The following is a 24,526-nucleotide window of genomic DNA, read 5'->3' on the forward strand; positions in this document are numbered from 1 at the left end:
ATTAAAAATATTATAGTGTAAAGTTAATTTTTGTCAATCATTCTTGTTTTTTAAAGCGGATACAATCCTAGTTTAAACGTACCATGCTGATTTCAGTAATTTATTAAATACCACATATTCTTTTTCCAAATTCACTTGAACTACTTGGTAACTCGCATTCAACCAACCATAAGCGCCCTTTTCTGGATGCTTATAATCGTTCGCCCACCAATCGACATCTGTCTTAGCAGTTTTTGGTAAACCAGAATGAGGGAATAACAATTCATCAAACTGAGTAAAGGTCAAAGTAACTTGGGAACCGCCATTCGTTTTCAAATAATGAGTAATTGTATCATATTTTTTCTGTCGTGTATGTACCATTTTCCAGCGCCTCCCTTTTCTCTATCATACCTTATTATAACGTTTTTTTCCAAAAATCTCACAAAAAAGATGAGAGAAAAAGTTGCTATTCAGTTGATTCTTTTTTATACTGACTTTATTACGAGAGAAAAGGATGCCCATATGTTAGAAAGCTATATTACAGTCAAACAAGATGGTTTCAGCGAGATTGAAATCAAGAAATCGCGGTTTATCTGTTCTGTAAAGCGCGTAACATCAGAAGAAGAAGCAAAAGCCTTTATCGCCGCAATAAAAAAAGAACATTGGAAAGCCAATCATAATTGTAGTGCTTTTGTGATCGGCGAAAAAAATGACATTCAGCGGAGTAGCGATGACGGCGAACCTAGTGGCACTGCTGGTGTTCCAATGCTGGAAGTCTTAAAGAAAAAAGAGTTAATCAACGTAGTGGCTGTTGTCACTCGTTATTTTGGCGGAATAAAATTAGGCACTGGTGGTTTAATCCGAGCATATAGTCATGCTCTTTCCCACACTTTAGATGAAATTGGTTTAGTCATTGGCAAATTGCAACAAGAGCTATTGATTACGATCGCCTATCCTTTATTAGGAAAAGCCCAAGCCTTTTTGGAACATAGTCCCTACACGCTTAAAGAAACTATTTACACAGAGTCTATTCAGTTAATTTGTTTAGTAGATGAACAAGCAACAGAAACATTTATAGCTGAAATGACGGATCTACTTAACGGCCAGTTGACAATTGAAAAAGGCGCAACAAGCTATCACGAACTACCATTTAACGAAAAAGGAGCACAAGCAAATGACATTTGAAGAAGTATTGCCACAGATTAAAGCAGGAAAAAAAGCCGTACGTAAAGGCTGGAGCGGTTTTGAACTTTTTATTGAATTACGTGATGAAATTGGCACCTCCGAAGGTGAATTTTTACAAGTTACCCCGTATTTTTTAATCAAAACTTCTGATGAAGGCTACAGCATGTTTTCACCAACACCTTGTGATGTCTTAGCAGAAGATTGGGTGATTGTTGAAGCATAACTACACACATAAGGTCTGGCAGATTACGGCGATTGCTCGTTCTTCCAGACCTTAATTTTTAAATGTTTAAAGGAGTTTTTCTTATGCCAAAAGAATTTGAAACAAAACGGGTGCTTGTAACCGGTGCAGCTTCAGGGATTGGCCAAGCACAAGCAATTGCCTTTGCTGAGCAAGGTGCTGAAGTTATTGGCATCGACCTAGACGAAACGGGGTTAAAGCAGACAGCCGCACTGGTTAACCCAGATTCTACTAAGCCATTTACTTATTTTGTCGGTGATGTGTCTTCTCCCTCATTTGTGCAAGCCACGATGAAACAAATTGTGAAAGACAACGGCCAAATTGATATTTTATTAAATACGGCAGGTATTTTAGATGATTATCGTCCTTCTCTAGAAACTTCGGAAGCTTTATGGGATCAAATTTTAGCAACCAATTTAAAAAGTGTCTTTTTAGTGACCAATGCTCTATTACCTTATTTCCTCCAACAAAAAAAAGGAGTAATCGTTAATATGGCATCTATCGCTGGCTTAGTAGCTGGGGGCGGCGGCGCAGCGTACACTGCCTCCAAACACGCAATCATCGGGTATACAAAACAACTTTCCTACGATTATGCCAAATTAGGCATTCGAGCAAATGCGATTGCGCCAGGTGCCATCCAAACACCCATGAACGCAGCTGATTTTGCAGGAGAAGGTGAAATGGCTACTTGGGTAGCAAGTGAAACACCTGCGGGCCGTTGGGCACAGCCACAAGAGGTAGCAAAACTTTCATTATTTCTAGCTAGTGATGACGCTGATTATATCCATGGCACAGTTATGACCATTGATGGTGGTTGGACCATGAAATAAAAAGACTTTACAGAGTGTCTGTTCTTCAGTAACATGTAACACAGTGAGGCAACTCACACCATAACACTTCAGTTGGCTTTACTGCCCTTCCTTTGGTTATGGTTATCACTAAAACACGTCGTTGTTTTATAAAGGAGAATCTTAAATGAATCATTCATCAAATCCACAAACCAGTACGTGGTCAGCTACGGCTTTGGCTAAAATGGCGCTGGTTACCGCTTTGTATGTCGTTGTCACTGTACTTCTCGCTCCGCTTAGTTTTGGTCCGATACAGCTTCGTCTTGCCGAATTATTTAATTATTTAGGCGTTTTTAACAAGCGATATATCTGGTCCATTACGTTAGGGGTTGCGATTGCCAACGCCGCTTCGCCTCTTGGTATCATCGATATAGTCATCGGTAGCGCTGGAACGTGCGCAGTCTTATGGATTGCCTATTTTGCGACAAAAAATCAGCAAAATTTATTGATTAAACTAATGCTAACGGCCATTCTTTTTGCTTTGTCCATGTTCACTGTCGCCGGACCTTTAACGTTCTTTTATCAGTTACCTTTTTGGTACACATGGTTGACCGTTGGACTTGGTGAACTTCTTTCAATGACCGTCGGCGGTATCCTGATTTACGTATTAAATAAAAAAATACAGCTTGTAAAACGCATCGAAGAATAAAAAAGCGCTTGGGGTTTAAACCCCAAGCGCTTTTTAGCACTATCCTTTAGGTTGAATGAAGTCTGCTTGCCATTTTCCAAGAGATGGATTGTAATCAAAATACCAAAGTTGTGAAAAATATTGTTTTTGATGCTTGTATCCCGATAAAACAAGACCGCTTTGAATATCTTCCTCGTAGTCAATACAAGAAAAATGAAGCATCAGTGAAAAACTGGTTTCACTAATATGATGATAATTCGAAGCTGGCGCTACTTTCACTTTTTTTACATGATTTCTGATGCCCGCTTGTTGATTTGCTTGTAATACTGCAAGATGTTTTTGATAAAGTTTTTCTGTATAGTTATCTTTGACTACAGACAAGTTTTCTTGATCCCACGCTTGTTGTATTTCTAAAAACGTTTGTTGTATTTCTTTTAAGAGTGCCTTTTTTTCTTTTGATGTTCCAGGTAATACTGCCCACATTTCTTGAAAAGCGCCTTCATCGACTGGTTGATTTCTACGGCGTCTTTGCCAAATCATCACGCCCCCAAAAAGAACAAAAAACACTGTTGAAATTAAGCCTTCCAGTGGCGTTGTGTTGCTGGTCCCGGTCTCGTTATGATGAACATAACTTCTTGATCCATCACCGCCTGGCGAAAAACCATTCGAGGGATTACCCCCGCTAGGACTTTCTACACGTCCGCCGCCATAGCCACCAGCTACAGCCGCCGCTTGATTAGGCCATAAACAAAAGGCCATGGCACAACCCACAAAAACTAAAATTAACTTTCTCATTTTCTCACCTTTCGACCCCTTCAAACCAACAAATGAATAAATAGACGCAGGATACTAAACAAAGCGCCAAGATTAACAATGATTAAGAACACCTTCAGCCACCTACCATATGGTTGTACTGATTGATAACTTCGTTGATAAATACTCAAGCCAAACAGGACCACTGGCCACATAAATATACTAGATCTTGGGCCAAACGAATTACCCTTGCCCCAAAAATTCACATGAATGGGCACATGAGCTGGTAAATCAGGATAAACCAGCGCACTTAATAACAGTAAACTGACTGCCAAGACACTTGTAACAATAAACAACCGTTGACTAACTTTTTCAATCTGCTTGTTTCTCATTATCTTAGTTTTCTCCTCTATTTAATGATAGATATACTTTCAGTTTATGCCTCCCTATCTGAATTTGCAATAAAAAAAAGACAAGGAAACATTCGATTAAATGTCCTTGCCTCTGTTTTTAAAAATCCTAAATCAAGCCTTTCACACCTATATCTTTTCGATAGTACATTCCAGGAAATGAGTAATTATCCAATGTTTGATAAACTTTTTTGCGGGCTTCTTCAAGAGTCGAAGCAGTTGCTTCTGCTAAAAAGATTCGTCCGCCAGCCGAAACCAGAGCCTGTTCTGAACGAGTTACCCCTGCATAATGGATGGTTTCACCAGACATTTCGGGCAATGGTAGATTTGTCTTGTATTGATTAGGATAGCCTTCTGCTGCTACAACAACACCAACACTCGCTAACTCATTCCATGCAATCGTTGGTTGCTCTTTCGCCAGCAATGAAGAAATTATTTCTGAAAGGGGACTCTCTAAACGTGCCAACACAACTTGTGTTTCTGGATCCCCAAATCGAGCATTAAATTCAATAACCTTGGGGCCAGTTTCTGTTTGGATTAAACCAGCATATAAAATCCCTTGAAACGGACGTTTTTCAGCCACCATTCCTTTAGCAGTCGGTTTCAGGACTTGGCTAATGGCTTGCTGAACCGCTTCTTCTGGGATCTGAGGCACTGGTGTGTAAGCACCCATCCCCCCTGTATTCGGACCAGCATCCCCATCGAAAATCCGCTTATGATCTTGAGCAATCACCATCGGATATACCTTCTCATTAGAAACAAAGGCCATTAAGGAAAATTCTTCTCCTTGCAAAAATTCTTCGATTACGACCGTTTGACCGCTTGCTCCAAATTGTTGGTCCTCCATCATCGCAACTAGCGCCCGTTTTGCGGCTGCTTTTGTTTCGGCAACTACTACTCCTTTTCCAGCTGCCAAACCATCTGCCTTAATAACAATTGGTACTCCTTGCTTTTCAATATATTCTAAGGCAGGTGCCAAACGTCGAAAGACCCGATATTCCGCCGTTGGAATCTGGTATTTTTGCATAAAATCTTTCGCAAAACTTTTTGAACCTTCAATTATTGCAGCTGCTTTTGTCGGGCCAAAAATCAGTAATCCCGCTGCTTGAAAGGCATCTACAATCCCTTCAATTAATGGCGTTTCTGGTCCGACAAATGTCCAATCAATCTGATTATCCTTCGCAAATTGAATTAGTTCCGTTTGTTGCTCTTCACTGATAGGTACAGTCCGAATATTATCACCACTCATACCAGGATTACCTGGTGCACAATAAACAGTCTTGACTTTGTCTTCTTGCTGTAATTTTTTGGCGATTGCATGTTCACGACCACCACGCCCAATCACTAATATATTCATCGGTTTCTCCTTTAAAAATTAATGTTTGAAATGACGAGTCCCAGTAAAAATCATCGCAATGCCATAATGATTCGCTAGATCGATTGATGCTTGGTCTTTAATGCTCCCGCCTGGCTGAATAATTGCTTGAATACCATGTTGTGCAGCGTATTCCACACTATCTGCCATGGGGAAAAAGGCATCACTTGCTAAGACGGCCCCTTGTAATTTTCCAGCTGCTTGGGCTTGATCAACTGCAATTTTTACTGACCCAATTCGATTCATTTGACCAGCGCCAATTCCCACTGTTTGACTTTCATTGGCTAAAACAATAGCGTTTGATTTTACATGCTTGACTGCTTTCCAAGCAAAGTTCAATGCGTCTCTTTCGGCTGGTGTGGGTTGGCGCTCTGTAACAACTTGCCATGCTTGGTCATTTTCAACAACTGTATCTTGTTCTTGAATTAATAACCCGCCCATAACAGAAACTAATTCCACCGCTTTTTTTTCTTGAGCATGAAAATCTAACGTTAACAAACGAAGATTCTTTTTCTGAGATAACAATGCCAGAGCTTCTTCCTCAAAACTAGGCGCAATAATTATCTCTAAAAAGATTTGATGCATTTCAGCCGCAGTCGCTTGGTCCACTGGACGATTCAAAACAACAATGCCACCAAAAATTGAAACTGGATCTGCTTCAAATGCCTGACGATAGGCTGCCAAAATCGTTTTTCCTGTTCCAATTCCACATGGGTTCATATGTTTAACAGCGACGACCGTAGGTTCTGTAAACTCGCTAGCAATCCGGAGTGCTGCATCAGCATCTCGAATATTGTTATATGACAGTTCTTTGCCATGAAGTTGTCGAGCGGAAGCAATGGATAATGATACAGGTACAACGGATTGATAAAAGGTGGCCTGTTGATGGCTATTTTCACCATAGCGCAATGTTTGCTTACGTTCATAAGTAAGCGTCTGTTTCTCTGGTTCAGTTTCACCCACTTGCGTCGTTAAATAGTCAGCGATAAGCGCGTCATAAGCAGCGGTATGACGAAAGACTTTTGCTGCTAATCTTTTTCTGGTGGCTAACTGGCTAGTTCCAGTGCTGCTAATTTCACTTAATACCTGTTCATAATCACTAGGATCAACCACTGCTGTTACGTCTTGATAATTTTTTGCCGCTGAACGTAACATGCTAGGACCGCCAATATCAATCATTTCAATTGCTTCTGCTTCAGAGATTGCTGGTTTTAAAATTGTTTCTTTAAATGGATAAAGATTCACTACTACAAGGTCAATAAATTGAATGCCTTGTTCAGTCAGTGCTTTTTGATGCGTTTGGTTTCCCCTTTTTGCCAAAAGTCCGCCATGGATATTCGGATGTAACGTTTTGACACGGCCATCTAACATTTCGGGAAAGCCAGTGATGTCGTCAATAGCAAGTGTCGGTACCCCGGCTTCTTCTAAGACAGTCCTTGTTCCCCCAGTGGAGATAATTTCAAAGCCATTTGCAACTAAGCCTGCTGCAAATGTTGTCACTCCTGTTTTGTCTGAAACGCTAATCAATGCTCTTTTGGTCATTTCATTGTCTCCTTTACAATTTGTGAAATTATTTTTGGGTACCATTCGTGCTCAAGAGCATGAATTTTCTCTGTTAATGTGTCCAAAGTATCTTCAGTATCAATCTTGGTGGTTGTTTGGAAAATAATCGGTCCTGTATCAACCCCAGAGTCAACATAATGGATAGTGATTCCTGTTATTTTCACTCCATAATGAAATGCCTCTTCAATTCCGTGAAGACCTGGAAAACTAGGTAACAGAGAAGGATGAATATTGACGATTCTCTTTGGATAAGCCTCCAGTAAAGTCTTGCCGATAATTCTCAAATAACCAGCTAACACGATTAAATCGATCTGATGCTCTTTTAAATGTTTCAATACTTGTTCCTCATATTGCTCACGAGATGAAAAATCAGATGGCGAAAAGCAAACAACGGGAATCTTGCGTTTTTGGGCACGGGTCAATACGTAGGCTTCAGGCTGATCACAAAAGACTAAGCTCAACTGCCCTGCGATTTTTTTCTGGGAAAAAGCTGCAGCAATCGCCTCAAAATTGCTACCATTGCCAGATGCAAAAACAGCTATCTTCATAAGGCTTCCTTAAAAATAACGGCTTTCGTTTTCCTAGGTACCAAACGACCAATTTCAAAAGCTTCTGGCAAAAGCTCCTGAACTTTTTCAACATGCTCTGGACTCACCGCTAAAATCATCCCTAAGCCCATATTGAAAATTTCATACATTTCTTCAGGTGGAATTTCACCGTATTTTTGAATCAATTTAAAAATTGGTAGCACTGGCCAACTATTTAATTGAATCTCTGCAGCTAATGCGGAAGAAAACATTCTTGGTAGATTTTCTAAAAACCCGCCGCCAGTAATATGCGCAGCCCCATGCACGAGTCCTGCTTTTAACAATGGCAATAATTCCTTCACATAAATTTTTGTTGGTGTTAATAATTCTTCCCCTAACGTTTTGGGTGCCAATTCTGGAAGCTTGTCCGTTGTTTTAAACGAATGTTTCTTAAAAAAAATATTTCTTACTAAAGAGTAACCATTAGAATGAAGACCACTTGAAGGAAGACCAATCAAGAAATCGCCTTCTTTTACGTTACTTGGAGTCAAGAGTTGACTTTTCTCAGCAATACCCACGGCAAAACCAGCCACGTCATAAGCATCTGCTTCATACATATCAGGCATTTCAGCTGTTTCGCCCCCAATTAAGGCTGCATTCGCCTCACAACAGCCTGCCGCAACACCCGCAACAATTGCTTCAACTTTAGCTGGATTAACGGTCCCTAACGCTAAATAATCTAAAAAATATAACGGTTCGGCGCCTTGTGCGACGACATCATTGACACACATTGCTACACAATCAATTCCGATTGTCTCGTGTCTCTGTTCTTCAATTGCCAAGAGTAACTTTGTGCCTACGCCATCCGTTCCTGATACCAAAACTGGTTCTTTAAGCTTGTAACTACTTAAATCAAAACAACCACCAAAACCACCAAGCATGCCCAACGTTCCCGTCCGTTGTGTCTTTTGGCTATGCTTTTGAATTCGTTCCACTACTTCGTATCCTGCCTCAACATTTACGCCAGCTTTTGAATAGGCATTTTCCATGTCAATTCCTCCTAGTTTCTTTTTTCAAGGATGCTTGATATTGTTCTTCATAATCATACAAAGGCGTTGGATAGTCTCCATTAAAGTAAGCCATACACAGCCCAGAATAAGGAGCATCATAATTTAATTGAATCCCATCAATCAGCCCTGCTTCACTCAAAAAAGCCAGCGAATCTGCGCCAATCTGCTCTTTGATCTCTTCAATTGAATAGTTTGCCGCAATTAGTTCGTCCCTCGTCTGTATATCAATGCCATAAAAACACGGATATTTTAATGGCGGTGAAGCAATTCTGACATGAACTTCTTGCGCTTCTGCTTCTTTTAATAAATGGATAATGCGCCGAATAGTGGTTCCGCGAACAATCGAATCATCTACTAAAACGACTTTTTTTCCTTTGACCACGCCACGAACTGCCGATAGTTTCATACGGACACCTTGTTCTCTTAATTCTTGTGTCGGCTGGATGAATGTTCGAGCGACATATTGATTTTTTACTAAACCTAGTTCGTAAGGTATCTGTGCTTCTTCTGCATAGCCGCTAGCTGCAGACAATGACGAGTTCGGTACACCAATTACCATATCAGCTGCGACTGGACTTTCGATTGCCAAGTTCTTCCCCATTCTTTTACGAGCTGTATGCACATTAACTCCAGCAATATTTGAATCTGGTCGTGCAAAATAAATATATTCCATTGCACAAATTGCCGGTTGGACTTCCGTAGTGAAAACCTCTATTTTCAAGCCTTCATCAGAAATGATGACTACTTCACCAGGCGCCACATCTTGAATAAAGCGAGCCCCAACTGTTTCTAATGCACACGTTTCGGATGCCACAACGTACGCCCCATTGTTCATTTGTCCGATGGAGAGAGGGCGAAAGCCGTTGGGATCCAGTGCAGCAATCATCATCGTTTCTGTTAATAAAAGATAAGCAAAGCCACCCTTAACCAAATTCAAGCTCTCTTTTAGTTTATCGAGAAACGAGACAGCAGTGCTTTTTCGAATCAAGTGCATTAAAATTTCAGTGTCTGAATTGGAATGAAAAATAGCTCCTTCTCTTTCTAGTTGTTTTCGTAAACGCTTGGCATTTGTCAAATTGCCATTGTGTGCTAACCCAATTTGACTATCATAAAATTTAAATAAAAATGGCTGAATATTATCCACGCTACCCGTACCAGCGGTTGCATAGCGCACATGACCAATAGCCGCCGTTCCTTCTAACGCATTCAGTTGTTCTTGCTTTTGGAATACTTCTGCTAATAAACCTAAATCACGGTGGCCATCTAATTTCCCAGAATTGTTCGCCACAATTCCCGCGCCTTCTTGGCCTCGATGCTGTAAGCTGTGTAAGCCAAAATAGGTCACTTGTGCCGCATCAGGATGACCCCAAATACCAAAAATACCACACTCTTCATTTAAGCTTTTTGCTTCATAAGACATGGAATCGCATCCTCCCATAAGGCTTTGGCTTCTTTTGTTGAACAATTGATCACATCATCTAACGCATGAATGACCAAACCAGTTTCAGTCACTTTCCCAATATGTTGAGCTTTTCTTCCGATAAGAGTTTCAAATGCTTCTTGATGCTGGGGACTAACTGAAAGAATAAAACGGGATTGCGTCTCCGCAAATAGATATTCTTTTGTTAATGGCAGTGTCACTTGTAGTCCCAGTTCGTTAGCAAAAGCCGACTCGGCTAAAGCAACGGCAACGCCGCCTTCAGCGCAATCATGCGCGCTAGCAACTAGGCCTGCTTGAATTGCTTTTAAAACTAATTCTTGGTTTGCTTTTTCCTCTTTTAAATCAAATGAGCGTAATAGCCCTTCAATTCGACCCAGTTGCATTTTTTGAATTTCTGAGCCGTTAAAATCTGGGTGGGTTTCACCGATGAGATAAATTAAGTCATCAACTTGTTTAAACGCTTGTGTGGTAATTTGTGAAACATCTTCAATCACTCCCACCATGCCGATCATTGGCGTTGGATAAATAGCTTGACCATCTGTTTCATTGTAAAGAGAGACGTTCCCTGAAATCACGGGTGTTCCTAGCTGACGGCAGGCTGCGGCGATTCCATCCGCCGACGTCCATAATTCCCAAAAACTTTCTGGTTTATCAGGGGAACCATAATTCAAACAATCAGTGATAGCCAAAGGTTGTGCTCCACTTGCTACAATATTACGGGCTGCTTCTGCAACCGCAATTTGCCCACCAATTTCAGGATTTAAATACAAATAACGGCTATTACAATCTGTTGTCATCGCTAAGGCTTTATTGGTGCCCCGCACTCTTAAAACAGCTGCATCACTTCCTGGTTGCACCACTGTATTCGTTTGTACTTGACTATCATAGGTTTCGTAAACTGATTTTTTCGATGCAATCGTTGGCTGTTGCAATAGGCGTTTTAATAATTCCGTACTATTCGTAATTTCTGGAATGAAGGGCGCTAATTTTTTAAAAGCACGCATCCGTTCTGGTTCTTGATAGGCTTTCTGGTAAACAGGTGCTTCTTCTGCCAAAGCATCTACTGGTACATCTGCGACTATTTTGCCACCGTGAAAGACACGATACTGTCCATCATCTGTTACGGAGCCAATCGCTACCGCTTCTAAGTTATACGTTTGAAACAATTCACAAGCTTGCTGTTCTGCTCCTTTTTCCACACAGATTAACATCCGTTCTTGGGACTCAGACAAGAGCATTTCATAGGGGCTCATCTGCGTCTCTCTCTGTGGAACTTTATCTAGCTCTAGAATCAAGCCTGAACCTGCTTTTGATGCCATTTCAGCACTTGAAGAAACCAAGCCAGCCGCCCCCATATCTTGGATGCCGATTAAAATATCCTGATGATTTTTGATTAAATCAAGACAAGCTTCCAATAATAATTTTTCCATAAACGGATCACCTACTTGTACCGCAGATCGTTGCTGTTCTTCACCTTCACTAAATTCTTCTGAAGCAAAGGTCGCACCGTGAATTCCATCTCGTCCTGTTTTTGCACCTACATAAAGAATGCTATTTCCGACGCCTTTTGCTTGGCCTTTTTGAATCTCATCATGACGAATCAATCCCACACACATAGCATTAACAAGTGGGTTTCCTTGATAACATGGCTCAAAAGCAATTTCGCCGCCAACGGTTGGAATACCAATACAATTTCCATAACCGCTAATCCCCGCCACAACTTCTTGAAACAAATAACGTGTTCGTGCATCCGTCAGTTCGCCAAATCTTAACGAATCCAGTAAAGCAATCGGCCGCGCCCCCATACTGAAAATATCGCGAATAATTCCACCAACGCCTGTAGCTGCTCCTTCGTAAGGTTCTACTGCAGAAGGATGATTATGGCTCTCTGCTTTAAAAACAACAGCTAATCCGTCACCAATATCGACAATCCCAGCTCCTTCACCAGGGCCTTGAAGCACTTGTGGCCCTTCCGTCGGAAACTTTTTTAAAACGGGCTTGGAATTTTTGTAAGAGCAATGTTCACTCCACATCACGGAGAATAAGCCAGTTTCTGTATAATTAGGTTCTCTTTGCAAAATGGTCTCAATCTGATGATATTCTTCATCTGTTAGTCCCCATTCTGCATACAACCGTGTCTCCTTGATTTCTTTTGGTGTTGGTTCATTCATCATTGGCTTAATTCCTTTCCAAAGTTTTTAATGATTGAAGCAAAAAAGCTGCGTCCATCTGTTGAACCTAACAATTCTTCCATCGCTCGTTCCGGATGAGGCATCATTCCTAGAACATTGCCCTGTTCATTACAAATACCAGCAATATTCGCAAGACTACCGTTCACCTTTTCTTGATACGTAAAAACAATTTGGTTCTTTTCTTTCAGCTCTTTCAACGTTTTTTCATCACAATAGTAATTCCCTTCGCCATGCGCTACTGGTAAATGTATCGAAACATTTTCAGGATACTCGCTTGTAAACTTTGTGTGCGTATTCACTTTCAATGGGACACTTTTACAAATAAAACGAAGCGAATCATTTCTTAGCAACGTGCCAGGAAGTAAGCCAATTTCTGTTAAAATTTGAAAGCCATTACAAGTACCAAAAACCATTTTGCCTTCTGCAGCAAAGCGAATCACCTCATTGATAATTGGCGAAAACCGAGCAATTGCACCACAACGTAAGTAATCGCCATAAGAAAAACCACCAGGCAATAACACGCCATCAAATTTTGCTAAAGAAGTGGCATCGTGTCGGACAAATTCTGCATCGACGCCCATCACCTCTTTGACAGCCCACAATAAGTCTGCATCACAATTGGATCCTGGAAAAACAATCACTGCCAATTTCATTTAAATTTCCTCCAAAGATAAAATTTCAAAACGATAGGATTCCATATTTACATTGGCTAATAGTTGATCACAAATTTGTTCAATTTTCTCTTCAATTGCTTCTGTCTGCTGGACGTGCATTTCAAAATACTTACCGACACGGATTTCGGCTACTTCTGTAAAACCAAGCCGATGGACTGCTTCCTTAACCGCTTCACCTTGGGGATCCAAAATTGATTCTTTATACGTAACATAGACTTTTACAAAATACATACGCGCTTCCTCCTCAATTAGCTGTTAGTAAACGTTGTAAAACTTCTTCATATACAGGAACTATTTCTCCTAATTCACGGCGATAAACATCTTTATCCAGATGTTCGTTTGTGTTTAAATCCCATAGACGACAGGTGTCTGGAGAAATTTCATCTGCCAGTAACAATTGATTGGCCTTCGTCCGACCAATCTCGATTTTAAAATCGATCAAACAAATATTGAGGCGTTGAAAGAGTTGACTAAGCGCCTGATTAATTTGTAAAGCCAATGCTTTAATCTCCACAATTTCATCAGGAGTGGCTACTTTTAGAAATTGAATATGGTCTTCGTTAATAAAAGGATCATCCAGACGATCTTCTTTGTAATAAAATTCAATAATGGGCGTCACTAATTTAGTGCCCTCTTCAATCGCTAAACGCTTTGAAAAACTTCCTGCCGCATAATTACGTACGACAACTTCCAAAGGAATCATTTCTACGGCCTGAATTAATTGTTCGTGTTCAGATACTTTTTTGATAAAATGATTGGGAATCTTCTGTTGCTGTAAATGTTCAAAAATTAGACTAGTGATTTGATTATTTAAAGCGCCTTTCCCAAGAACTTTGTCTTTTTTTTGACCATTTAAAGCTGTTGCTTGATCAAGATATTCCACAAAAAGAACCGCTGCATTTTCTGTTTGATACAACTTCTTCGCTTTTCCTGTATACACAAGTGCTTTCTTTTCCATTCTTTCCCTCTTCTCGTTAGCTTCATGAACCCTATTCTTTCTAACTCAGCTGATTTACATCAGTTAAAAACTTACATTAGTTACAAAAAAACAATAATCGTTCGTGTTTGTCGAATGTAAAAATAAAAAACTTGCTTGGAGCAAGCATTTATTAAGTTACGTTCCAAATACCAACAGTCTCAATTTCCTTTAACGTTTCTGATAAGCAAGGTGTTGTAATGGTGACGTGGCCCATTTTTCTGCCAACTTTTGATCCGGCTTTTCCATAGTAATGGACTTGCCAAGTGGGTTTTGACGTGCATAACTGGTAGCTTTTTTCTAAGTGTTCACCTAAGAGATTCACCATAACCACTGGTTGAAGTAACTGGGGTAACCCAATGCCCCAATTGCTAATCCCTCGAATATGCGCATCAAATTGACTAAATGAGCAAGCTTCAATAGAGTAATGACCTGAGTTATGAGGCCGTGGCGCTAATTCATTGACGTACAACTCTTCTGAATCCGTTAAAAACAGTTCGATAGCTAAAACCCCAGATAAATTTAATTCCTCAGCAATGTGTTGCGCCAATTCCGCTGCTTTTTGTTGCACATTCTCAGAAATTCGAGCGGGCACAATTGATTCATGCAAGATATTCTTTCGATGAATGTTTTCAGATACAGGAAAGCTTTGGTAACCATGCTTATTCCCTGCAACGATGATTGAAAGTTCTTTAGTGAAAGGCACCCACTTTTCTAATTCACAAGTGGCGTTAGCTAATAATTCAGTCGCTTGGGAGAAATCCTCTTCGCATTTTAAGACGACTTGTCCTTTTCCATCGTATCCACCTTGAATAGTTTTTAAGACACATGGAAAACCAATCTTTTCTGTTGCTTGTGGCAGCTCTTTCTGACTTTTCACTTCCGCAAAAGAAGCAATCTTACAGCCAATCGATTGAAGAAACATTTTTTCAAGCAATCGATTTTGAGTAATTTTTAACAATCCTGTTCCTTGTGGCAGCTTTTCTAGTGGAATGGCCTTTTCTAGGGAGGCCACTTCAATATTTTCAAATTCATAGGTGATCACATCGCATAACTCTGCTAGTTCAGTTAAAGCAGATATCTGATCAAAGGCTGCCACAATTTGACGGTCAGCTACTTGACCAGCTGGACTATTGAGCGTTGGGTCCAACACAATCATTTGGAAACCCATTTTTTTACCACTCATGACTAGCATTCGCCCTAACTGTCCCCCACCTATAATGCCAATAGTTGCTCCGACTTTTAAAGGTTTATTCAAGTTGTTCCCCACTTTCCATAACCGCTTTTTCCAATGATTGTCGTCTTGCTTGGATTCTTTCTGCTAACTGTAAATCATCAATACTTAGTATTTCTGCAGCTAATAACCCAGCATTGGTAGCACCTGCTGAGCCAATCGCAGTTGTTGCTACAGGAACTCCCCCTGGCATCTGCACAATAGACAACAGTGAATCAATACCGTTTAATGTTCGTGTTTTAACTGGAACACCAATGACAGGTAAGGTTGTCTTTGCAGCTACCATCCCTGGTAAATGGGCCGCTCCACCAGCGCCAGCGATAATAACCTTCAATCCTTTTGTTCGTGATTCCTCTGCAAAACGAAACATCAAATCAGGGGTCCTATGTGCTGATATCACTCGTTTTTCATAAGGAATTCCCAACTCTTCCAACACAAGACAAGTAGCTTTCATCGTTGCCCAGTCTGAGGTACTTCCCATAATCACAGCGACTAATGGTTTCATGAATGTAATAACTCCTTCCGCCTTTTTTCACTGTTATTCTAACAATGAGAAAAAGAGATGTCAAAGAAAAACCGAAATATTATAGATTAAAATTATATAATGTTCGTGTTTATCAAAAAAAGAGTCATCTTTCCGATGACTCTTTTTTTGCTATTTTTAGCGTTGCTTCCTCTTTAAGAAGAAACGTCGCCTGTATTAATAACTGGTTGTGTGCCCTTATCAGTAATGATTGAGACTAGTAAATTATTAATAAGTTGTACTTTTCGTTCATCGGTAAAATTAATTTCTTGCCCTTCTTCAATCTGTTCTAAGGCCATTTGTGTCATGCTTACCGCACCTTCAACAATTGTTTGTCGAGCCGCTAAGATTGCTTTTGCTTGCTGTCTTTGCAACATGGAGCTAGCAATTTCAGTTGCATAAGCTAAATGATTCAACCGTGTTTCGATAACCTCTACACCAGCCACTGCTAAGCGTTCTTGCAATTCTTTGGTTAACTCCTCGGAAATTTGTTCGGTATTTCCTCGCAGAGTTACATCATTATCTGAAAAAGTGTCATAAGGATATTGTGTTGCTACATGCCGGATTGCCGTTTCACTTTGAATTTCCACAAAGTCTTGATAATAATCGACATTAAATAACGCCTTAGCTGTATCGACTACCCGAAAAACGATGACCGCAGAGATTTCGATTGGATTCCCGTCAGAGTCATTGACTTTTAATAGAGAACTATTGAAATTTCGTACTTTCAAAGAAATGTTCATTTTTTGCGTAAATGGAATGGTAATAAACAACCCATTTTCTTTAATCGTACCTAAGTAACGACCAAAAAATAAAATCGCTTTCGCCTGGTTGGGACTAACAATAGTTAAGGAACTTAAAAATAAAATAGCCCCAACTAACAAAATAATACCTAAAACAACAAGAACTCCATTGGTATGACTTGCTCCATAAATAAATAAACCAATTCCCGCAATTAAAATAACTAATAAGCTCGCAATTCCTACGTAGCCACTCATATAAAATGTTTTTTTCTCTTCCATCTGTTTCACTCTCCTAACTCATTTATCTGGTCCTTATTATACACCTCATTGCCTTCAATAGAGTAACTTTTAACATTAATAAACTGATTTTTTCGGGGCTCTTGTAGTATACTGAGAACAAAGAAATCCCAAGAAAAGGAGTGATAGAATGCGCTATTTAAGCAAGGACATTTTAGAGGAAGTCATCACTCAACGCCCCTCCGACTCTTATAAAAGCAATTTTGGGCGTGTCGTATTAATCGGAGGAAACCGTCAATACGGCGGAGCCATCATCATGAGTACCGAAGCGTGTATCAATAGTGGCGCTGGTCTCACCACTGTGATTACTGATGTTAAAAATCACGGGCCTTTACATGCAAGATGCCCAGAAGCGATGGTCGTGGGCTTTGAAGAAACAGTCCTTCTGACGGACGTCGTAGAGCAAGCGGAGGTTATTTTAATTGGTCCAGGTTTAGGCTTAGATGCTACTGCACAACAAATATTAAAGATGGTACTCGCCCAACATCAAAAACAACAATGGTTAATTATCGATGGCTCAGCAATTACCCTGTTTAGCCAAGGCAATTTTTCCCTTACCTATCCTGAAAAAGTTGTTTTCACACCTCATCAAATGGAATGGCAACGTTTGAGTCACTTACCTATCGAGCAACAAACACTGGTAAATAACCAGCGCCAACAAGCAAAATTAGGCAGTACGATTGTTTTAAAAAGTCATCGCACAACAATTTTCCACGCAGGAGAACCTTTTCAAAATACAGGTGGCAACCCTGGGATGGCTACTGGCGGAACTGGGGATACCTTGGCTGGCATCATTGCTGGTTTTTTAGCTCAGTTTAAGCCGACAATTGAAACCATTGCTGGCGCCGTCTACTTACACAGTCTCATTGGAGATGATTTGGCCAAAACCGACTATGTTGTTTTACCAACGAAGATTAGTCAAGCCTTGCCGACATATATGAAAAAATATGCCCAGCCACACACTGCACCTGATTCTGAACTATTAGAACAGAAGCGTTCGAGATAAAACCCGAAAAGGCTAAATGGTGACAAATTTTGGGTTAAAAAGCAGGATTTAAGCCTGGGCCGAAAATCAAAAGCGATTTTCAGCCCAGGCTCTCTTTTTATTTTTCCTTATAAACATTTTTTAACGTTAACGGAGCGCCAAAGGTATGAAAATTCAAGCCTTTGACTTTATCATTTTGCAGGACTGTTTGTTCATTTTGGCTAAGTGGAATCATGCCAGCAGTCGTTTCAATCACTTCTTTTTCAGCCGCAATCAGTGTCGCCCATCTTTTTTCTGGCTCTAAGGCATAGGTTGTGGCTGCTTCATCTAATAATTTGTCATAGACAGGGTTCTGATAATTGCGATCATTGCCCTTGTATAAAGTCATTAGGGTAGAAATAGGGTCTTGATAGTCTGGTGTCCAGTAAATTAAGAATAAATCATAGTCACTTTCTCGCCCAAAGTTCAATGCAGCTTCGGTCGGCAATGCGGTTAGCTCTATTGTCAAACCAGGAAACAGTTCTTGTAGCGAGCCTTGCAAACTTTCACCAATTTTTTTGTAAGAACCATCATCTGTTACCATCAATTCAACGTTAACCTTTTCTCCTAATTCTGCTTGTGCTTTTTTCCAATAACTTTGCGCTTTTTCTTTGTTATAAACCATTAAATTACCTGCTTCTTGACGAAAATCGAGGCCCGTTGTGGGATTCGCCACAAAGCCTTCCGTAATCGCACCATGTAGCGCTTTAGAACCATCTGCAATAATATTATTGACTAGATTTTCTTTATCTATGCCTAAAGCCAACGCTTTACGCAGGTTTTCGTTTGCAAGCGGCGTTGTTTGCCCTTTCCGTTTTTGATTTAAGCGCAAATAGTTCATTGTCGCTGTTGGGTACGAATGATACAACGTATTATTTTTATTCTGTTGCGCCAATTCACCACTTAGTGTAGCCACATCTAATTGTCCATCTTCAAAAAGATTCAATGCGGTAGATGTTTCTTTGATAACCGTATAATTGATAATGTCTGAGCGCACGTTCTGGTGATCCCAATAGCGATTATTTTTTGCTAGTTGCCAGTCCATCTTTGTTTGCTGCCAATCTTTTACCACAAACGGACCATTATAGACGACTTTATCACTAGCAGTTCCATAGTCCGCACCAAATTGTTCGACTACTTTTTGATTTTGCGGGAAAAATGTAGGAAAAGCTAATAAGGACGTAAAGTACGGTTTTGGCTCTTTGAGCGTCACTTTTAATGTATAATCATCCACAGCTGTGACACCAAGTTCATTGGGTGCTAATTTCCCAGCTGAGATTTCTGCACCATTTTGAATTGTTTCAACGATGAGGAAGCTATAAACAAAGCCGTTTTTAGGATCAATCATTTTTTTCCAAGCATATTCAAAATCATGTGCTGTGACAGGATCATCGTTACTCCAAACCGCTTCTTTTCTCAAAGAAATCGTGTAGGTTTTTCCATCTTCTGAAATCATCGGCAATGCTTTTGCTACGGCTGGTACCAATTGGTCTTGTTCATCTAAACTATATAACCCTTCAAACGCTGCTGTTTGGACAATAGCATCTGGAAAATCCAATAATACAGAGGTGTTGAGCGTTGTTAATTCCGAGGGTGACATCAGTTGAACGGCTTCTTTGGTATTTTTCTGTTTCTTTTTATTTTCATTTTTATTGGTACACCCAGCTAAAAATCCTACCAATAAAATACAAACCATTATGATTTTTAAATACTTTTTCATCTTCTTTCTCCTATAACTCTTCATTTTTTTATGCTCTTACTTACAGAAAGACAGCTCCCCTTTTATTTTGTCCTTTCCACAAGCATCCAGACAACGACCGCTTGCTCCAACCCATCATTATAATTAATGTGCCCCTCACCAGCTTCAATTAATTGGGCTTGTCCAGCTTTTCCAACTAAGTCTTGACCATCTTCTAAAATCGTATGTGCTTCGCCAGAAATCACATAAGAATATTCATCCTGTTCATGGCGAGCATATCCAGCTAAAGGCCGTTTTTCACCAGGTTGTAATGTAATAATGCCCATTTGAACTTGTGCATTTGGTTGGTTTTCTTTATCAAAAAAAATCGTCATTTCTTCTGATTCTGCTGATTTAATAAGCAATAGCTTTCCCTCCTTTTTTAAATCTTGTATCTTCCATTATTCCTTTAAATAGAATCAAAGTCAATATTTTTATAGAAAATTCTGAATATTATACACAAAAAAAAAGAGAGCATGAATTCTCTCTTTTTTGTCTCTTTAAGCTTTTACAATCCAGCCTTCTGGCGCTTCTTTGTCACCAAACTGTATGCCAACCAGTTCATCATATAGTTGCTTAGTCACTGGTCCAACTTCCGTTTCACTATAAAATACATGGAAATCTGTGCCGTTTTGAATCCCACCAATAGGAGAAATAATCGCCGCTGTGCCACAAGCACCCGCTTCGGAGAAGTCCGCTAATCGATCAATGTAAACGTCTCCTTCAAGCGCCGTCATCCCTAAACGTTCTTTTGCTAGCGTCAATAATGAATATTTAGTAATACTTGGTAAAATAGACGCTGATTTCGGCGTAATAAAAGTACCCTCTTTGGTTATGCCAAAGAAATTAGCTGCACCAACTTCTTCAATTTTCGTATGCGTATACGGATCTAAATAAATGCAATCACTAAATTCTTTCTCATGTGCTTCTGCACCTGGTAAAAGACTAGCTGCATAATTGCCCCCCACTTTAGCGGCCCCAGTTCCTCGACCCGCTGCTCGATCATATTCAGAAACGATAAAGTTGGTGGGTGCTAAACCATTTTTAAAATACGAACCAACCGGCACGCAAAAAATAGAAAAAATGTATTCTTTGGCAGGTGCTACGCCAATATTATCGCCGACACCAATCATATAAGGGCGAAGATACAACGTACCGCCCGTTCCATATGGCGGTAAATAAGCAAGGTTGGCTTTCACCACTTCTTGGCATGCAGAAACAAAGGTTTCTACTGGTACTTGTGGCATCAGTAGACGCGCACAACTTTTTTGTAGCCGTTTGGCATTTTCATCTGGACGAAACAAATTGACAGAACCATCTGCACATTGATACGCTTTTAATCCTTCAAAACATTGTTGGCCATAATGTAGAGCAGGCGAACCTTCACTAATCGTTAACTGATTGTTATCTGTTAGCGTGCCTTCTTCCCACTTGCCATCTCGCCAATAACTAATATAACGAAAGGGCGTTTTAATGTAAGAAAATCCTAAATTATTCCAATCAAGATTGGCTTTTTCCATTGTCGTAGCACCTCAATTATTTTGATTTTTTATCTTAATTAGTGTAATTGTACCCACCAAAAACTAGAAAAGCAAGCCTTATTCTCATTCTTAACTTTTGTTATTTTTTCTTACTTGTCCATTTCTCCCTCACCAAAAAACCTTGATAGCCGTTTCTTGAATTGCAACGGAATATCAAGGTTTCGAAAAATTATTCAGTATACTCTTTGGTTTCTTGTAACGTACCATCTTGCTTATAGATTTTCAGCTTTGTTTGCTTATTCCGAGCAATTTCTTGAGCTCGTTCAATCGCCTCTTGTTTGTGGGTAAATGTATTACTTGCTTTTTCAGCGCTGTCTGAAATCACCAACCATTGGTCGTCTTTATATTTAACGTTGACAGCCGCCGTTAATAATTTCCCCGCATGTTTATCCTGTTTATGCGAATCTTGTTTCGTAGGATTTGCTTCTTGTTCGAAGGCCTTTTTGTCTGCTGCACTTGCCTCTTGATACCATTTCTCCGCTTGACTAATCGCAATTGGAATGGCGCGATCATCAGGGTAGCCATCCGCAAGCAACGCATTGCCAATATCTATCGCTTTTTTCCGAATCAAAGGTGCTAAATTTTTCATTGATGTAGGATAATCATTCATATTCCAAGGCATCAAAATCTCCTCCTAAAATTCTGTCTATTAATAGCTTACTACAGAAAAGGAACATTTGAAAAAGAAATGATTACTTTGAATATTTCCTGAACCTTCTTGAGAGAATAAGCCTAATTTCCCATTAGCCAAACTTCTCAATCTTTGAGTGTATGATTACTCATTTCCCTTTGAATCAGTTATGATAAAGGAAGAAATAAATAAATTTTTTGGAGGGATTTTCATGAAAATGTCTAAAGTACTCACCACTATTTTGACGGCAACTGCTGCTCTTGTGCTGCTTAGTGCTTGTTCATCTGATAAAAAAACAGATAGTAGTTCTAGTAGCAAAGAAACAGCTAATTCAAGTACAGAAGTAGTCTCTGGTGCTTCAATTAGTGCCAAGCCTGAAGAGCTCGAAATGGCGTTAAGTGATAAAGGAAATTGGATTGTCGCAGCTACTGACAATGTCACTTTTGATAACGAGGTAACAGTTGCTGGTACTTTCCATGATAAGGGGAAAGATTCCAACGATGTCTATCGTAAATTAGCGCTTTATTCTCAAGATGATAATAAAAAAGTAACTGCTGAATATGAAATCACGGTTCCTAAGCTAATCGTTTCTTCTGAAAATTTCAACATCGTTCACGGGACTGTCAAAGGTGATATTGAGGTGAAAGCAAATGGCTTTACTTTAAATGGTACCAAAGTTAATGGCAATATTACTTTTGATAAACAAGAATACAAAGATTCTGCTGACTTAGAAAAAGATGGTGCCACTGTTACTGGTGAAGTCACCGTAGCCAATAATTAAGTTATTACCAGACAATTTTAACTAGTAAAAAACCAATGACAAATGTTCAATCAAATTTGTCATTGGTTTTAGTTTGTAAACACAGTGCCAGCATTGGTAGATAATTACAAAATGAACTCACTCTTTGCCATAAGCCTAAATAATTAAATGGTTTTACCTGTTGCAACTGTGGAATCCTTGCTAAGCCATATAAGCCGGCTGCAAGCATACATAAAATAAACAAAAAGCCAAAAAGGTTTTTATTTTTTTGCGAACCGTATTTACTGTAGATAATGGTTAAGACGCCTGATAACAACAAAAAGCCTGTATAACCGACTGCTGATCCTCCGTTATGAAGCGCGGCAGCAACTGTGCCAGCGGTTGAAGTGTCTACGCTGAAGAGCCCACTGAAAATACAATCAAATAAACCATAAGCGCCAATCATTGCCACTACTAACCAAGCACCTTTTTTCGTTTTTCTGGAAAAAATAGCATATATCCTAGGTAAACTTGCTAACATCAACATTCCCGCAATGATAGTTAACCGATTAAAGTTTTCCCTAACTGGACTATTCACATCACCTAATAAGCTAATTACTTCTGTCAATTGATTGTAACCTTGATCTTTGAATCCGACATAATAAGGTGTAAAAAAATCAAGTAAGACCCCTAAAACTAAAAAATAGCCGCCATATTTTTTTAAAAGCTGCATTTATTCACCTCAATTTTGATTTTCTATTTACTTCAAGTATAGCATATCAAAAATTCCAAATAATGAAACTTTCTTTCCCACTAAAAAACTTTTCGTCAACGCGAGACGAAAAGTTTTACTTTAGGATTCAATAGAATCTACAATCTTATCATTTTCTTTTGATTCATTTAGCCACTCCGAGACAATAATTTTAATGATTGCAGCAACAGGAACTGCTAAAAACATCCCTAAGACGCCGAAGTACGCTCCCCCAATCGTGATTGAAACAATAATTAAAATCGGATTGACATTTAGGGCATCTCCCATAATTCGAGGACCAATAATATTGCCGTCAATTTGTTGTAAAATTAATAAAACTAGTAACACCGTAATTGCTTGAGTAACACCACCTGTGAAAAGCGTAATCACACCAGCAACAATTGACGCAAAAATCGAACCAAAATAAGGAATCATATTACAAATACCTAATAAAATACCCAAAGTCACAGCAAATTTCACATTCAAAATACTTAACAAAATCGTTGATGAAACGCCAATTATACAAGCATCAAGAAATTGGCAGCTAATAAATTTATAGAAAATTTTATTCGTTGTATTTAACCAGGTTTGTGTTTGCTTGTACACTTTTTCAGACAGCAATTTGTGGGCAGCCTTTTCAACAAATGTCAAAATAGATTGCTTAAATACCAGCGCATATATTGAGATAATCAACGTCAAAAATGCATTTAAAAAGAATGAGGAAACATTTTTAGTCAACGTTCCTAATGAAAATAACGCTTGTGTCCATTGATTTAAAAAACGTTCCGGCGACAAATCTTTAAGGACACTATTTAAATATTTTTCAATCGCGGCTGTTTTTAAAATCCCTTTATCTTCTAAACTCATCACAAACTGAACCATGTGATCATAAAAAGTAGGTAAAGAGTTTGCTAAATCTACTAAATTACTAATGAGTAGCGGAACGATATAGTTTAATGTCAAGACAAAAATAAACAAAATAATCAGGTATAAAAGGAGTACACTCAAGCCGTGTTTCGCTTTTTTAACGACTGGTAAAGGTACTCTTTCTAGTAATCCCTCGATTTTTTTCTGACTTCCACTCAATAAATAAGCAATCACGAACCCAGTAATGAATGGGGATAAGATGCCTAACAAACCCGAAACGCTATGGACAAAGTGCTGATAATTCGTGATTAATAAATAGCCAACAATCAGCGCCATTACAAATAAAAAGCGGACAACCCAGTAATTCCAATCAACATTGTATTTCTTCAATCACTTCACCTCTAAATAAATTATGCCTATCATTGTAATTGTAAACGATTTGTGGCAAAAGGCAAGTTTGTCCATTCGTTCTTGATGAAATACACAAAGAAGCCTGACACTTTAAAAAATGTGTCTGTTTATTCTGCAGTATAAAAATGAGGCACTAGACCTTGCTTCTTTTCATAAAAGAAGTAG

At 39.3% G+C, this 24,526-nt stretch carries 27 protein-coding genes; 6 read left to right on the forward strand and 21 right to left on the reverse strand.

The annotated features are described in order from the left end of the window. Nucleotides 1–72: 72 nt before the first annotated feature. Nucleotides 73–360, reverse strand: coding sequence for a DUF7662 domain-containing protein (locus PYW42_RS07665; protein WP_002357286.1), 288 nt, complete (start codon nucleotides 358–360; stop codon nucleotides 73–75). A 141-nt stretch (nucleotides 361–501) separates the two neighbouring features. Between PYW42_RS07665 and PYW42_RS07670 the strand changes: the two genes are divergently transcribed. The 4 genes from PYW42_RS07670 (at nucleotide 502) to PYW42_RS07685 (ending at nucleotide 2,902) form a co-directional block, all read left to right on the forward strand. Beyond that, a complete protein-coding gene (locus tag PYW42_RS07670) occupies nucleotides 502–1,164 on the forward strand; it encodes a YigZ family protein (RefSeq protein ID WP_002357285.1) in 663 nt (220 codons plus the stop codon). Continuing rightward, nucleotides 1,154–1,387 (forward strand): DUF2829 domain-containing protein, encoded by a 234-nt coding sequence (locus PYW42_RS07675; RefSeq protein WP_002357284.1) that lies wholly within the window; start codon nucleotides 1,154–1,156, stop codon nucleotides 1,385–1,387. The genes PYW42_RS07670 and PYW42_RS07675 overlap by 11 nt, the downstream gene beginning before the upstream one ends. A gap of 62 nt (nucleotides 1,388–1,449) precedes the next feature. Beyond that, nucleotides 1,450–2,235: a 3-oxoacyl-ACP reductase gene (locus PYW42_RS07680; RefSeq protein ID WP_002384442.1), complete on the forward strand. Its 786-nt coding sequence runs from the start codon at nucleotides 1,450–1,452 to the stop codon at nucleotides 2,233–2,235. Between the two features lie 145 nt (nucleotides 2,236–2,380). Then, complete coding sequence (locus PYW42_RS07685) at nucleotides 2,381–2,902, forward strand: QueT transporter family protein (RefSeq protein WP_002364076.1); 522 nt, start codon at nucleotides 2,381–2,383, stop codon at nucleotides 2,900–2,902. A 39-nt stretch (nucleotides 2,903–2,941) separates the two neighbouring features. Here PYW42_RS07685 and PYW42_RS07690 read toward each other — a convergent pair whose 3' ends face one another. The 14 genes from PYW42_RS07690 to PYW42_RS07755 all read right to left on the reverse strand — a co-directional run bounded on the left by PYW42_RS07690 (nucleotide 2,942) and on the right by PYW42_RS07755 (nucleotide 16,641). Then, nucleotides 2,942–3,676, reverse strand: coding sequence for a TIM44-like domain-containing protein (locus tag PYW42_RS07690; protein ID WP_002388142.1), 735 nt, complete (start codon nucleotides 3,674–3,676; stop codon nucleotides 2,942–2,944). Between the two features lie 20 nt (nucleotides 3,677–3,696). After that, nucleotides 3,697–4,026 carry an SdpI family protein gene (locus tag PYW42_RS07695; protein WP_002364078.1) on the reverse strand — a complete coding sequence of 110 codons (330 nt, stop codon included), beginning with the start codon at nucleotides 4,024–4,026 and terminating at the stop codon, nucleotides 3,697–3,699. 127 nt (nucleotides 4,027–4,153) lie between these two features. Then, a complete protein-coding gene (gene purD / locus PYW42_RS07700; protein ID WP_002364079.1) occupies nucleotides 4,154–5,401 on the reverse strand; it encodes a phosphoribosylamine--glycine ligase in 1,248 nt (415 codons plus the stop codon). Between the two features lie 18 nt (nucleotides 5,402–5,419). Beyond that, complete coding sequence (gene purH, locus PYW42_RS07705) at nucleotides 5,420–7,006, reverse strand: bifunctional phosphoribosylaminoimidazolecarboxamide formyltransferase/IMP cyclohydrolase (protein ID WP_002371047.1); 1,587 nt, start codon at nucleotides 7,004–7,006, stop codon at nucleotides 5,420–5,422. After that, nucleotides 6,958–7,530, reverse strand: a complete 573-nt coding sequence (gene purN / locus PYW42_RS07710; protein WP_002364081.1) for a phosphoribosylglycinamide formyltransferase — start codon at nucleotides 7,528–7,530, stop codon at nucleotides 6,958–6,960. Before purN ends, purH begins: the two co-directional genes overlap by 49 nt. After that, nucleotides 7,527–8,558, reverse strand: a complete 1,032-nt coding sequence (gene purM, locus PYW42_RS07715) for a phosphoribosylformylglycinamidine cyclo-ligase (protein ID WP_002384439.1) — start codon at nucleotides 8,556–8,558, stop codon at nucleotides 7,527–7,529. The genes purN and purM overlap by 4 nt, the downstream gene beginning before the upstream one ends. Nucleotide 8,559: 1 nt before the next feature. Further along, nucleotides 8,560–9,999, reverse strand: a complete 1,440-nt coding sequence (purF, locus tag PYW42_RS07720) for an amidophosphoribosyltransferase (RefSeq protein WP_002384438.1) — start codon at nucleotides 9,997–9,999, stop codon at nucleotides 8,560–8,562. Beyond that, nucleotides 9,975–12,194, reverse strand: coding sequence for a phosphoribosylformylglycinamidine synthase subunit PurL (gene purL / locus PYW42_RS07725; protein ID WP_002384437.1), 2,220 nt, complete (start codon nucleotides 12,192–12,194; stop codon nucleotides 9,975–9,977). The genes purF and purL overlap by 25 nt, the downstream gene beginning before the upstream one ends. Then, nucleotides 12,191–12,865, reverse strand: coding sequence for a phosphoribosylformylglycinamidine synthase subunit PurQ (purQ, locus tag PYW42_RS07730; protein ID WP_002364085.1), 675 nt, complete (start codon nucleotides 12,863–12,865; stop codon nucleotides 12,191–12,193). The genes purL and purQ overlap by 4 nt, the downstream gene beginning before the upstream one ends. Beyond that, nucleotides 12,866–13,117 carry a phosphoribosylformylglycinamidine synthase subunit PurS gene (gene purS / locus PYW42_RS07735; RefSeq protein ID WP_002357271.1) on the reverse strand — a complete coding sequence of 84 codons (252 nt, stop codon included), beginning with the start codon at nucleotides 13,115–13,117 and terminating at the stop codon, nucleotides 12,866–12,868. A 13-nt stretch (nucleotides 13,118–13,130) separates the two neighbouring features. Continuing rightward, nucleotides 13,131–13,844 (reverse strand): phosphoribosylaminoimidazolesuccinocarboxamide synthase, encoded by a 714-nt coding sequence (purC, locus tag PYW42_RS07740; RefSeq protein ID WP_002411063.1) that lies wholly within the window; start codon nucleotides 13,842–13,844, stop codon nucleotides 13,131–13,133. Between the two features lie 151 nt (nucleotides 13,845–13,995). Next, on the reverse strand, nucleotides 13,996–15,120 hold the full coding sequence (gene purK, locus PYW42_RS07745; protein WP_002384435.1) for a 5-(carboxyamino)imidazole ribonucleotide synthase: 1,125 nt from the start codon (nucleotides 15,118–15,120) through the stop codon (nucleotides 13,996–13,998). Then, the gene (gene purE / locus PYW42_RS07750; protein WP_002384434.1) at nucleotides 15,113–15,601 is read right to left on the reverse strand and encodes a 5-(carboxyamino)imidazole ribonucleotide mutase; all 489 of its coding nucleotides are present in this window, start codon (nucleotides 15,599–15,601) and stop codon (nucleotides 15,113–15,115) included. The genes purK and purE overlap by 8 nt, the downstream gene beginning before the upstream one ends. Before the next feature lie 173 nt (nucleotides 15,602–15,774). Further along, nucleotides 15,775–16,641 carry an SPFH domain-containing protein gene (locus PYW42_RS07755; RefSeq protein ID WP_002357267.1) on the reverse strand — a complete coding sequence of 289 codons (867 nt, stop codon included), beginning with the start codon at nucleotides 16,639–16,641 and terminating at the stop codon, nucleotides 15,775–15,777. A gap of 148 nt (nucleotides 16,642–16,789) precedes the next feature. On the opposite strand from PYW42_RS07755, the gene PYW42_RS07760 reads away from it, so the two are divergent. After that, nucleotides 16,790–17,665 carry an NAD(P)H-hydrate dehydratase gene (locus PYW42_RS07760; protein ID WP_002364088.1) on the forward strand — a complete coding sequence of 292 codons (876 nt, stop codon included), beginning with the start codon at nucleotides 16,790–16,792 and terminating at the stop codon, nucleotides 17,663–17,665. Nucleotides 17,666–17,762: 97 nt separating this feature from the next. On the opposite strand, the gene PYW42_RS07765 is transcribed toward PYW42_RS07760, so the two are convergent. From PYW42_RS07765 to PYW42_RS07780, 4 genes are all read right to left on the reverse strand, one after another. After that, entirely contained in the window at nucleotides 17,763–19,403 is a 1,641-nt protein-coding gene (locus PYW42_RS07765) for a peptide ABC transporter substrate-binding protein (RefSeq protein ID WP_002364090.1), read from the reverse strand. A 62-nt stretch (nucleotides 19,404–19,465) separates the two neighbouring features. Then, a complete protein-coding gene (locus PYW42_RS07770; protein ID WP_002361960.1) occupies nucleotides 19,466–19,786 on the reverse strand; it encodes a cupin domain-containing protein in 321 nt (106 codons plus the stop codon). A gap of 135 nt (nucleotides 19,787–19,921) precedes the next feature. Beyond that, nucleotides 19,922–20,941, reverse strand: coding sequence for a branched-chain amino acid aminotransferase (locus PYW42_RS07775; RefSeq protein WP_002361961.1), 1,020 nt, complete (start codon nucleotides 20,939–20,941; stop codon nucleotides 19,922–19,924). Nucleotides 20,942–21,131: 190 nt separating this feature from the next. Further along, entirely contained in the window at nucleotides 21,132–21,584 is a 453-nt protein-coding gene (locus PYW42_RS07780) for a DUF2188 domain-containing protein (protein ID WP_002361962.1), read from the reverse strand. Nucleotides 21,585–21,762: 178 nt separating this feature from the next. Here PYW42_RS07780 and PYW42_RS07785 point away from each other — a divergent pair, with 178 nt between their 5' ends. Then, complete coding sequence (locus PYW42_RS07785) at nucleotides 21,763–22,374, forward strand: hypothetical protein (protein WP_002401076.1); 612 nt, start codon at nucleotides 21,763–21,765, stop codon at nucleotides 22,372–22,374. A 46-nt stretch (nucleotides 22,375–22,420) separates the two neighbouring features. On the opposite strand, the gene PYW42_RS07790 is transcribed toward PYW42_RS07785, so the two are convergent. Next, nucleotides 22,421–23,065, reverse strand: a complete 645-nt coding sequence (locus tag PYW42_RS07790) for a DUF998 domain-containing protein (protein ID WP_002364092.1) — start codon at nucleotides 23,063–23,065, stop codon at nucleotides 22,421–22,423. Nucleotides 23,066–23,185: 120 nt separating this feature from the next. After that, nucleotides 23,186–24,340 (reverse strand): AI-2E family transporter, encoded by a 1,155-nt coding sequence (locus PYW42_RS07795; RefSeq protein ID WP_002386882.1) that lies wholly within the window; start codon nucleotides 24,338–24,340, stop codon nucleotides 23,186–23,188. Nucleotides 24,341–24,526: the final 186 nt, after the last annotated feature.

Origin of the sequence: Enterococcus faecalis (genome assembly GCF_029024925.1) — a bacterium.
Classification (GTDB): Bacteria; Bacillota; Bacilli; order Lactobacillales; family Enterococcaceae; genus Enterococcus; species Enterococcus faecalis.